The sequence below is a fragment of the Cupriavidus sp. MPR-AND1C genome, assembly GCF_058809705.1.
Window position 1 is genome coordinate 1 of the sequence record NZ_JBXASU010000154.1, and the last position, 10,856, is coordinate 10,856.

The window sequence follows — 10,856 nt, forward strand, 5'->3', positions numbered from 1 at the left end:
GGCGGGAAACACCGGTGCGCGATGCGAAGCGAGCCGTGAAGGTTCACCCAGGCCGTATGGGGCGCCTTTTTTGCCTACTTTTTTGGCAAGACAAAAAAGTAGGTCGCCGCCCCGCAGGGGTGGTGAAACTGCCGTTGAAGTTGACGTTAAGCAGTTGCAGTTGCCCTTGTCACTAAGCAACGGAAGCCAACTTGTTGTCATTTCAATCCCCGCCAAACCTCCCCTATCCCAGCCCCCAAACCCTTTTAGTGTATCCTTCAACCGATATCCACCCCGCGCTCGTCGCGCCATGAACGACCCTTATCCCAGTTCGAAGTCAGCCGACCGTCCCCGATCCCTGCTCGAACGGCTCTCGGATTTCATCTCTCCGGAGCCCGACTCCCGTGCCGAATTGCTTGAGGTGCTCCAGGATGCGCATGCGCGCAACCTGATCGACGCCGACTCGCTTTCCATGATCGAAGGCGTGTTCCAGGTATCCGAGCTCACCGCGCGCGACATCATGGTCCCCCGTGGCCAGATGGACACCGTCAATATCGCCGACGCGCCGGAGAGCTTCATTCCCTTCATGCGGCAGACAGCGCACTCGCGCTTTCCGGTCTATGAAGGCAGCCGCGACAACATCATCGGCATCCTGCTCGCCAAGGACCTCTTGCGGTACTACACCGATGAGGAGTTCGACCTGCGCGAGACCTTGCGCCCGGCGGTGTTCATTCCCGAGTCCAAGCGCCTCAATATCCTGTTGCGCGACTTCCGCATCAACCGCAACCACATCGCCATGGTGGTGGACGAGTACGGCGGCGTCGCCGGCCTGGTCACCATCGAAGACGTGCTGGAGCAGATCGTGGGCGACATCGAGGATGAGTTCGACCTCGACGAAGACCACGACAACATCGTGCAGTTGCCCGATGGCAGCTGGCGCGTGCATGGACTGACCGAAATCGAGCAGTTCAACGAAACCTTCGGCACGCAATTCTCGGATCACGACGTCGATACCGTGGGCGGCTTGCTGAGCAACCACCTGGGTCACGTGCCGCATCGCGGCGAAGTGGTGGTGTTGCCGCCGATGCGCTTCGAAGTCCTGCGTGCCGACGCCCGCCAGGCGCACCTGATGCTGGTGCGCCGCGAGGCCCCGCTCACCCCGCCCGACGTGGACGGCGTATGAAGCGCGTTGTCCAGGCATGGTCCGGCGCCGCCAGCGCCGGACGCGATGACGCGCGCGGCGTGAGCCTGCCTCGCCTGCTGCTGGCTGCCGTGCTGGGTGTGGCCCATACCCAGGCCTACGCGCCGCACACCTGGTGGTGGCTGCAACTGCTGTCGCTGGCGGGGCTGGTGGCACTGGTCGCCGATGCGCCGCGCACCCGTGGCGCGGCCGCCACCGGCTACGCCTTCGGCCTCGGCTGGTTCCTCTCCGGCATCTGGTGGCTCTATATCAGCATGCACGTCTATGGCGAGATGCCGGCGTGGATGGCGATGCTTGCCGTGCTGCTGTTCGGCGCCTTCCTCTCGCTCTACCCGGCACTGGCCGCCGCCACGTGGCACTGGCTGACCGCCCGCCGTACGCGGACAACCGCATCGGCGCTGCTTGCGCCACTCGCCTTTGGGGCGGCCTGGGGGCTGTCGGAATGGCTGCGCGGCGTGGTCTTCACCGGCTTTCCGTGGCTGTCGAGCGGCTACGCCCATACCGATGGCCCGCTGGCCGGCTTCGCACCGCTGGTGGGCGTCTATGGCATCGGCGCGCTGGCCGCGACCGTGGCCGCCTTGCTGGTGGCCGCCGCGCGTGGCTTTGGCCGTGGTCGCGATGAGCGCGCCAACCCGCATGGCATGCGTGCCGGCGCAATCGCCCTGGCGGCCGCCGTGGCACTGCCGCTGGCAGGCACCGCGCTGGTGCCGATCGCCTGGACCACGCCTGCCGGCAAGCCCATTTCGGTGCGGCTGCTGCAAGGCAACGTGGCGCAGGACATCAAGTTCGAGCCGGTCGGCGTGCAGCGCTCGCTCGAGCTTTATCGTGACCTGATCACCGCCGCCCCGGCCGATCTGGTCGTGACGCCGGAGACGGCGTTCCCGGTGATCTTGCAGGACCTGCCGGTGGACATCGCCATCGCGGTGCGCGACTTCACCGTGGCTAGCGGCACCACCGTGCTGTTCGGCGCCGCCGGCGCGGATTCGCCGGTCGATTTCACCAACAGCGTCTTTGGCCTGGGCCCGCTGACCGAGCGGCTGTACCGCTACAACAAGCACCACCTGGTGCCGTTCGGCGAGTTCATCCCCTTCGGCTTTCATTGGTTCGTCAACATGATGAAGATGCCGCTGGGGGATTTCCGCCGCGGCGGGCTAGACCAGACGCCGCTGCCGGTGCGCGGCATCCTGGTGGCACCCAACATCTGCTACGAGGATCTGTTCGGCGAGGAAATCGCCGAGACCCTGCGCAGCCAGAAGGTGCCGGCCAATATCCTGGCCAACGTGACCAACCTGGCGTGGTTTGGCGACACCATCGCGCTGGACCAGCATCTGCAGATCTCGCGCATGCGCGCGCTGGAAACGCGCAGGCCGATGCTGCGCTCGACCAATACCGGCATGACGGCCGTGGTGACGCCGGACGGGGTGGTGGCGGAACAACTACCGACCTTCACCGTCGGCACGCTCACCGCCAATGTGCAGGGCACGCAGGGTTTCACCCCCTACGTGCGTTGGGGCAATGTACCGGCGCTGGCGGCATGCCTGCTGGTGCTGGCACTGGCGGCCTGGCGCCGCCGCCGGCAAGGCTGACGATAGTCCGGGCCGGCCTGCGCCGGCCCCATCGCCAGGCCTGTCGTCAGGCCGACGCCGCTACGGCCGAGAGCAGGGCGGCGGCAATCATCACGGCAATGGCGACGAGATAAGGCTTGCGAGAAAGTAGCGACATGACCGGTGTCCCCGTAACTGGATTGATTCAAACGGTTGCGGCTGTTATGCACAGCTCTGCCTAATACTGTATACAAAAACACTAACGGCCAGTATCCGGCAGGCCTTTAGCACCCTTCGGTGTTTACCCGATTCGTTGCAAAACGCCGACACCACATGCCAGCCCCGCGGGCGGGATTGGATGCCCTGACGTATGCAAGGGCCGTGCCGATGGCTGGCGGCGGCAAAAAAACCGATAGAATTCAGGGTTTGGCACGATCTTCGTGAGGCGCCGCGGCAACTTTGCCGCCACGCCGTCCGCCCTTGCTTGCTGGCCTGCGTGCAGGCCCTTACTAGTCTTCGCCTATGCTGACCTTCCAACAAATGATCCTCACCCTGCAGGCCTACTGGGACCGGCAGGGTTGTGCACTCTTGCAACCTATCGATCTGGAGGTCGGCGCTGGCACCTCGCACGTGCACACCTTCCTGCGCGCGATCGGCCCGGAACCGTGGCGAGCCGCCTATGTGCAGCCGTCGCGCCGCCCCAAGGACGGGCGCTATGGCGAGAACCCCAACCGCCTGCAGCACTACTACCAGTATCAGGTGGTGCTCAAGCCAGCACCCGAGAACATCCTGGAGCTGTACCTCGGCTCGCTGGAAGCGCTGGGCCTGGACCTTAAGCAAAACGACATCCGCTTCGTCGAGGACGACTGGGAGAACCCCACCCTCGGCGCCTGGGGCCTGGGCTGGGAAGTCTGGCTCAACGGCATGGAAGTCACTCAATTCACGTACTTCCAGCAGGTTGGCGGCATCGACTGCAAGCCCATTACCGGCGAGATCACCTACGGCATCGAGCGCCTGGCGATGTACCTGCAGAAGGTCGAGAACATCTATGACCTGGTGTGGACCGAGTGGGAAGAAAACGGCAAGACGCGCCGCCTGACCTATGGCGACGTCTATCACCAGAACGAAGTGGAGCAATCCACCTACAACTTCGAGCAGAGCAACACCGAGATCCTGTTCCGCCACTTCGCTGAGTACGAGTCCGAGGCCAAGCGCCTGATGGGTGGCGCCGAAGCCACGCAGCAGGATGCACCGGCCGAAGTCGCCAAGCGCCTGGCGCTGCCGGCCTACGAGCAACTGCTCAAGGCCGCACACACGTTCAACCTGCTGGATGCGCGCGGCGCGATCTCGGTCACCGAGCGCGCGGCCTACATCGGCCGCATCCGCAACCTGTCGCGGCTGGTGGCCCAGGCCTACTACGACTCGCGCGAGTCGCTCGGCTTCCCGATGTGCGACCGCGAGGCCACCGCATGACCCGCGCAGCGCGCAGCGCGCTATGCCGAGGCGCTGCCCTGGCACTGCTGGCCTTGGGGGCGCATGGCGCCGCCCAGGCCACCGCGCCGATGCCGAGCCCACAGGTGCTGTACCTGCCGGCCGACCTGTCCAATGTGTGCGAGGCCAATCCGCAGGCCCTGCAGCAGGCGATCGACCGGCACTGGCATGGCGCTTTCGGCCCGAACAACTCGCTGGACCAATGGACCCAGCTGGTGCGCACGTTCTCGTGCGATCTCTCGGGCTCCAAGGACCTGGGCTGGCACCGCGTGCCGCTGCGCGCCTATGAAAGCGCGATCCGCTACCCGCTCTCGTGGGTTGAGACCGAGACGGTCAACGGGCGGGTGCGCAGGCAGATCAAGACGTACTACTCGGCCGCGCAGCTGCCGCCCAGGATCGACTTCTGGGTGAGCGGGCGCATCGACGAGATCCGCTACGACAAGCGGCTGCGCCGCCTCGATGCCCGCTTCTTCGCGCCCCGTCCCGCCCCCGGTGGCCGTGGCGGCAGCGCAAGCGGCGGCACCAATGGCACCAGCGCAGACACGCAGTGCGTAGCAACCACGCTGCAATTTCGCCAGCAAAACGGCCTGTGGCTGTTGTCCGGCGTAGAACCTACTATTGCACCGCGCTGCTAAAACGCAGCGCGTGCCACAACTTGTTGGAAACGATTCATGTCGCAACTCCTGACCGATTCGAACGATACGCTGCTGATCGAACTGCTCACCGAAGAGCTGCCGCCCAAGGCGCTGGCACGCTTGGGCGACGCCTTCGCGCAGGGCCTCTTCGCCGGCCTCTCCGAGCGTGGCTTGGTAGGTGACGGTGCCGCCGTGACCGCGTTCGCCACGCCGCGCCGGCTGGCTGCGCTGGTCACCAAAGTGCGCCGTAACGCGCCAGACCGCGAGCAGCGCGAGAAAGTGCTGCCGCTGACCGTGGCGCTGGACGCCAGCGGCCAGCCCACCGCCCCGCTGGCCAAGAAACTGGCCGCCCTGGCCAAATCGGTGGGCGTCGAGGCAATCGACTGGCAAACCCTGGAACGCGCCTCCGATGGCAAGGCCGAGGCCTTCTTCTACCGCTACACCGCGCGCGGCGCCGAACTGGGCGCGGGGCTGCAGGCAGCGCTGGACGACACCATCGCCAAGCTGCCCATCCCCAAGGTGATGAGCTACCAGCGCCCGGACGGCAGCACGGTGCATTTCGTGCGTCCCGCGCACGGTTTGATCGCACTGCTTGGCACCGAGGTGGTGCCGCTCAGCGTGCTGGGGCTGCAAGCGGGCCGGACCACGCGCGGCCACCGCTTCCTCTCCAGCGGTGAGATCGAGATCGCGCATGCAGGCGAATACGCCGCCGTGCTGGCGTCGCAAGGCCACGTGCTGGCCAGCTACGCGGATCGCCGCGAACGCATCCGCACCGCGCTGCTGGAGCAAGCGGGCGCCGACCAGGTCGTGATGCCCGATGCGCTGCTCGACGAAGTCAACTCACTGGTGGAATGGCCGGTGGTCTATCCTTGCCACTTCGAGGAGGTCTTCCTCGAGGTGCCGCAGGAATGCCTGATCCTGACCATGCAGACCAACCAGAAGTACTTTGCGCTGACCGATGCCGCGGGCCACCTGCGCAACCGTTTCCTGGTGGTTTCCAACCTGGCCACCGATACGCCGGAGTCCATCATCAGCGGCAACGAGCGCGTCGTGCGCCCGCGCCTGGCGGACGCCAAGTTCTTCTTCGACCAGGACCGCAAGAAGACCCTTGCCTCGCGCGTGCCGCAACTGGCCAACGTGGTCTATCACAACAAGATCGGCACGCAGCTTGACCGCGTGCAGCGCCTGCAGCAGATCGCCGGACACATCGCCGACGCGCTGGGCGCAGCCGGCATTGCCGTGGAAAAGGCTGCCGCCATGCGTGGGGCCGAACTCGCCAAGGCCGACCTGCTGACCGACATGGTGGGCGAATTCCCGGAACTGCAAGGCACCATGGGCACGTACTACGCGCGCCACGACGACGAAGCGCAGAGCGTGGCGCTGGCCTGCTCGGAGCACTACCGCCCGCGCTTTGCCGGCGACGCCCTGCCGGGCAGCCCGGTGAGCCTGGCCGTGGCGCTGGCCGACAAGCTGGAAACGCTGGTCGGCATCTGGGGCATCGGCCTGTCGCCCACCGGCGAGAAGGACCCGTTCGCGCTGCGCCGCCACGCGCTGGGCATCCTGCGCATGCTGGTCGAAACCCCGCTGCCGCTGTCGATCGACGCGCTGCTGGAACTCACCCAGCAAGCCTTCGCCGGCATTGCCGCAGTCAAGCCGGCGCAAGCCGCGATTGCCGATTTCCTGTACGACCGCCTGCGCGGCTACCTGAAGGACAAGGGCTACACCACCCATGAGGTCGAAGCCGTGGTGAGCCTGCGCCCGCAGCGCCTGGACGATATCCTGGCCCGCCTGGAAGCGGTGCGTACCTTTGCCGCCCTGCCCCAGGCCGAGGCGCTGGCCGCAGCCAACAAGCGCATCACCAACATCCTGCGCAAGAACACCGAGCCCGTGGGTACGGTGCAGCCGGCCCTGCTCCAGGAAGCCGCCGAAAGCGCGCTGCACAAGGCGGTGGAAAGCGTGCGTCCGCAAGTGGATGCCGCCTTCGCCAATGGCGACTTCGCCACCGCGCTGCGCGACCTGGCGCAGCTGCGCGAAGCGGTCGACCAGTTCTTCAACGATGTCATGGTGATGGCCGAAGACCCGCAACTGCGCGCCAACCGGCTCGCACTGCTGGCCTCGCTGCATGTGCTGGCCAATCGCGTGGCCGACATCTCCAAGCTGGCCGCGTAAGCGGCCCGGCACCACAACCGGAAGCCATCATGCCGCAGACACCGCCCAAGCTTGTCGTGCTCGATCGCGACGGGGTCGTCAACCTCGACAGCGACCAGTTCATCAAGACGCCGGACGAATGGATCCCCATCGATGGAAGCCTGGAAGCAATCGCGGCGCTCAACCAGGCCGGCTATCGCGTGGTGATCGTCAGCAACCAGTCCGGCATCGGCCGCGGCCTGTTCGAGATGAGCGCGCTCAACGCCATGCACGAGAAGATGCACAAGGCGCTGGCCAACCTGGGCGGGCGCGTCGACGCGGTCTTCTTCTGCCCGCATACGGCGGCGGATGGCTGCGATTGCCGCAAACCCAAGCCCGGCATGCTTGAGCAGCTGGCTGAGCGCTTCGGCGTCGAGCTCAAGGGCGTGCCGCTGGTGGGCGACTCCCTGCGCGACCTCGAAGCCGGGCTGGCGGTAGGCTGCGCCCCGCACCTGGTGCTGACCGGCAAAGGCCCCAAGACCGAGAAAAAGGGCGGCCTGCCGCCCGGCACGCTGATCCACGACGACCTGCGCGCCTTTGCGCGCTGGCTGCTCACCGGCGATGGCGCTCCGCGCCAGGCCGGTTCCTGAACCCAACTCCCGCACCGATGATTTTTCTCCGCTCCTTGCTGTTCGCGTTGTTCCTCCTGGTGCTGACGCCGCCCTATGCCTGCGCGTGCTTCATCGTCTTTCCGTTCATGAACGCCGACCGCCGCTACCGCTTCGTGCGCGGCTGGCCGCGGCTGGTGACCGGTGCGGCGGCGCTGATCTGCGGCATCCGCTACCGCTATGAAGGCCGCGAGCATTTCGATGCCATGCTCGACAAGCCGGTGGTGGTGCTGTCCAAGCACCAGTCGGCGTGGGAAACCGTGGCCTACCTGGCCACCATGCCCAAGCCGATGTGCTTCGTGTTCAAGCGCGAACTGCTGATGGTGCCCTTCTTCGGCTGGGCGCTGGGCATGCTCAAGATGGTGCACATCAACCGCAAGGAAGGCACCCGTGCCTTCGCCTCAGCGGTGCGCCAGGGCCGCGAGCGGCTGGCCGAAGGCGCCTGGATCATCATGTTCCCGGAAGGCACGCGCACCCCGTCGGGCCTGGAGAAAACACGCTACAAGAGTGGCGGCGCACGCCTTGCGGTGGAGACCGGCGCATGGGTAATCCCGATGGCGGTCAACTCCGGCCGCCTGTGGCCACGCAACTCGTTCCTCAAGTACCCGGGCCTGATCACGGTCTCCGTCGGCGCGCCGATTTCTTCAGCCAACAAGACGGCCGACCAGGTCAATCAAGAGGTTGAGGCGTGGATCGAACAAGATATGCGTAGAATCGACGCCGAGAGCTACCGGAGCAGAACGCCCGCATGAAATTGCTGCGCCCGACCCCCGACTCCCCCGGTTCCCAGATGGAGCTGCCGCTGTCCGACGCCCTAGCAGGCGAGGACAGGGGGCCAGGCATGGTGCCAGGCGGGTTGGCGCCGGCGCAGCCCAACTCCCCGGCGGCGCAGCCCTGGCCCCAGCCGCAGCCCAATGCACGACGGCTGCTGGTGGGCGAGCGCGCCGTGCACTACACGCTCAAGCGCTCGTCGCGCCGTACCATCGGCTTCACCGTGGACGACCGCGGCCTGTCCATCACGGCACCGCGCTGGGTCACGCTGACCGACATCGAGTCGGCCATTCTGGAAAAACAGCGCTGGATCTTCAACAAGCTGGGCGAATGGCAGCACCGCGAAGCCCGCCGCGTGCTGCCCACCGTGCAATGGCGCGACGGCGCCAGCCTGCCCTTCCTGGGCAAGCCAATCACGCTGCAGCTGGAGTCTCCCGCCGGCGTGCTGCTGTTCGATGCCCAGGCCTGCATCCTGCATCTCGCGCTGCCCGTGCATGCCGACGAGCAGCAGATCAAGGATCGCGTGCAAGGCTGGCTGCAACACCAGGCACGACGCCTGCTGGCACAGCGGCTCGATATCTACGCGGAAAAGCTCGGCGTGCGGCATAGCGCGTTTGCGCTGACCTCCGCCGCCACGCGCTGGGGCAGTTGCACCGCCGACGGCAAGATCCGCCTGAACTGGCGTTTGATGCATTTTCCGCTGTCGATGATCGACTACGTGGCCGCCCACGAGCTGGCGCATCTCAAGGAGATGAACCACAGCCCGAGGTTCTGGGATACGGTGGCATCGATCTTTCCGGAGTTCCGTGATGCCCGCGCGCAATTGCGGGCCCACCCACCCGAGTTGCTGCCCACGTTCTAGGCTGGGCCCTTGATTTAAAACGGGAAAATGGCACACCTGTGCCAAGGCAAACCTATTGCTTCCATCCCGTTTAGAATAATCGACCTATCCCAAGACAATATCAGGCCTGTCCCAAAATGCGACTCCTCCACACCATGCTCCGCGTCGGCGACCTGCAACGCTCGATCGACTTCTACACCCGCATCCTCGGCATGCAGCTGCTGCGCGAGAGCGACAACACCGAATACAAATATCGCCTCGCCTTCGTCGGCTACGGCCCGGAATCCGAAACCGCCGTGCTCGAGCTGACCTATAACTACGGCGTGGAAAAGTACGAGATGGGCACCGCCTACGGCCATATCGCGCTGGAAACCGATAACGCGGCAGCCACGTGCGAGCGCATCCGCGCCGCCGGCGGCAATGTCGTGCGCGAGGCCGGCCCGGTCAAGGGCGGCACCACGGTGATCGCTTTCGTCGAAGACCCGGACGGCTACAAGATCGAGCTGATCGAGCGCAATTCCACGCGCGACGCCAGCCGTCCTTGAGGTGAGCGCGTCGCTGCCAAGCCGGCGCCCGCTCGACGGCACAGCCGTCACGCTGATGGTCATCCTGTGCGTGGCTTGGGGACTGCAGCAAGTGGTCATCAAGGCGACGGCGCCACTGATGGGCGCCGTGCTCCAGGCCGGCGTGCGCTCGGCGGTGGCAGCCGTGCTGGTGTTCGGCTTTGCCGCCTGGCGCCGCACGCCGCTGTGGCAACACGACGGCACGCTGGGCGCCGGGCTGCTGGCTGGCCTGCTGTTCGGCGCCGAGTTCTTCTGCATCTTCATCGGGCTCGGCCACACCACGGCTTCGCGCATGGCGGTGTTCCTCTACACCGCGCCCATCTTTACCGCACTCGGCCTGCATCTGAGCGTCGCCGGCGAACGCCTGCGGCGCGGGCAATGGTTGGGCGTCGGGCTGGCCTTCTGCGGCATGGCGCTGGCCTTTGCCGATGGCATCGCCACGCCGGCCGCGCATGGCGGCAGCACGTTGCCGGGCGATGCGCTGGGGATCCTGGCCGGCTTGCTCTGGGCCGCTACCACGGTGGTGGTGCGCGCCAGCCGGCTGGCTTCGGCAGCGCCCAGCAAGACGCTGCTCTATCAACTTGCAGTGTCTGCGGTGATGCTGCTGTCCATGGCGCTTGCAGCCGGGCAGCATCTGCATGCGCGCGTCGACGGCTTGGTGGTGGCCAGCCTGTTCTACCAGTCGGTGCTGATTGCGTTCGCCAGCTACCTGACGTGGTTCTGGCTACTGCGGCAGTACCTGGCTTCGCGCTTGTCGGTGTTTTCGTTTTTGACGCCGCTGTTCGGGGTGGCGTTTGGCGTGGTGCTGATGCATGACGCCGTGGGCATGCGGTTTGCGATTGCCGCGGTGCTGGTGTTGGGGGGGATTGTTTTGGTGAATCGGCGGGAGTAAAGGGGCTGGGTGGGGAGGTGGCTGCAACTGCAACTGCAAAATCAACTTCAGATTCAAGGGCTTAACTGCAAAATCAACTGCAGTTTCACCACCCCTGCGGGGCGGCGACCTACTTTTTTTTCTTGCCAAAAAATTAGGCAAAAA

11 protein-coding genes are annotated in these 10,856 nt (G+C 65.8%); 10 read left to right on the plus strand and 1 reads right to left on the minus strand.

The genetic code is table 11. From position 1 onward, the window contains the following. A partial coding sequence (locus AC1RWI_RS36930) for a hypothetical protein (RefSeq protein ID WP_492870781.1) occupies positions 1–261 on the minus strand: 261 nt, incomplete at its 3' end. Positions 262–289: 28 nt separating this feature from the next. Between AC1RWI_RS36930 and AC1RWI_RS36935 the strand changes: the two genes are divergently transcribed. The 10 genes from AC1RWI_RS36935 (at position 290) to AC1RWI_RS36980 (ending at position 10,712) form a co-directional block, all read left to right on the plus strand. Continuing rightward, the gene (locus tag AC1RWI_RS36935; protein WP_043343787.1) at positions 290–1,162 is read left to right on the plus strand and encodes a CorC family transporter; all 873 of its coding nucleotides are present in this window, start codon (positions 290–292) and stop codon (positions 1,160–1,162) included. Next, positions 1,159–2,766 (plus strand): apolipoprotein N-acyltransferase, encoded by a 1,608-nt coding sequence (gene lnt / locus AC1RWI_RS36940; protein WP_492870782.1) that lies wholly within the window; start codon positions 1,159–1,161, stop codon positions 2,764–2,766. The genes AC1RWI_RS36935 and lnt overlap by 4 nt, the downstream gene beginning before the upstream one ends. A 480-nt stretch (positions 2,767–3,246) precedes the next feature. Next, positions 3,247–4,197: a glycine--tRNA ligase subunit alpha gene (gene glyQ, locus AC1RWI_RS36945; protein ID WP_492870783.1), complete on the plus strand. Its 951-nt coding sequence runs from the start codon at positions 3,247–3,249 to the stop codon at positions 4,195–4,197. Further along, positions 4,194–4,850, plus strand: coding sequence for a hypothetical protein (locus AC1RWI_RS36950; protein WP_043343775.1), 657 nt, complete (start codon positions 4,194–4,196; stop codon positions 4,848–4,850). Before glyQ ends, AC1RWI_RS36950 begins: the two co-directional genes overlap by 4 nt. A 36-nt stretch (positions 4,851–4,886) precedes the next feature. Beyond that, on the plus strand, positions 4,887–7,019 hold the full coding sequence (gene glyS / locus AC1RWI_RS36955; protein WP_043343773.1) for a glycine--tRNA ligase subunit beta: 2,133 nt from the start codon (positions 4,887–4,889) through the stop codon (positions 7,017–7,019). A 29-nt stretch (positions 7,020–7,048) separates the two neighbouring features. Further along, the gene (gene gmhB / locus AC1RWI_RS36960) at positions 7,049–7,627 is read left to right on the plus strand and encodes a D-glycero-beta-D-manno-heptose 1,7-bisphosphate 7-phosphatase (protein WP_043343769.1); all 579 of its coding nucleotides are present in this window, start codon (positions 7,049–7,051) and stop codon (positions 7,625–7,627) included. 17 nt (positions 7,628–7,644) lie between these two features. Continuing rightward, complete coding sequence (locus AC1RWI_RS36965) at positions 7,645–8,397, plus strand: lysophospholipid acyltransferase family protein (RefSeq protein ID WP_043343766.1); 753 nt, start codon at positions 7,645–7,647, stop codon at positions 8,395–8,397. After that, entirely contained in the window at positions 8,394–9,278 is an 885-nt protein-coding gene (locus AC1RWI_RS36970; protein ID WP_043343764.1) for a M48 family metallopeptidase, read from the plus strand. The genes AC1RWI_RS36965 and AC1RWI_RS36970 overlap by 4 nt, the downstream gene beginning before the upstream one ends. 116 nt (positions 9,279–9,394) lie before the next feature. Then, entirely contained in the window at positions 9,395–9,802 is a 408-nt protein-coding gene (gene gloA, locus AC1RWI_RS36975) for a lactoylglutathione lyase (protein WP_006162781.1), read from the plus strand. Between the two features lie 55 nt (positions 9,803–9,857). Continuing rightward, positions 9,858–10,712 (plus strand): DMT family transporter, encoded by an 855-nt coding sequence (locus tag AC1RWI_RS36980; protein ID WP_492870784.1) that lies wholly within the window; start codon positions 9,858–9,860, stop codon positions 10,710–10,712. The last annotated feature ends 144 nt before the right edge of the window (positions 10,713–10,856 follow it).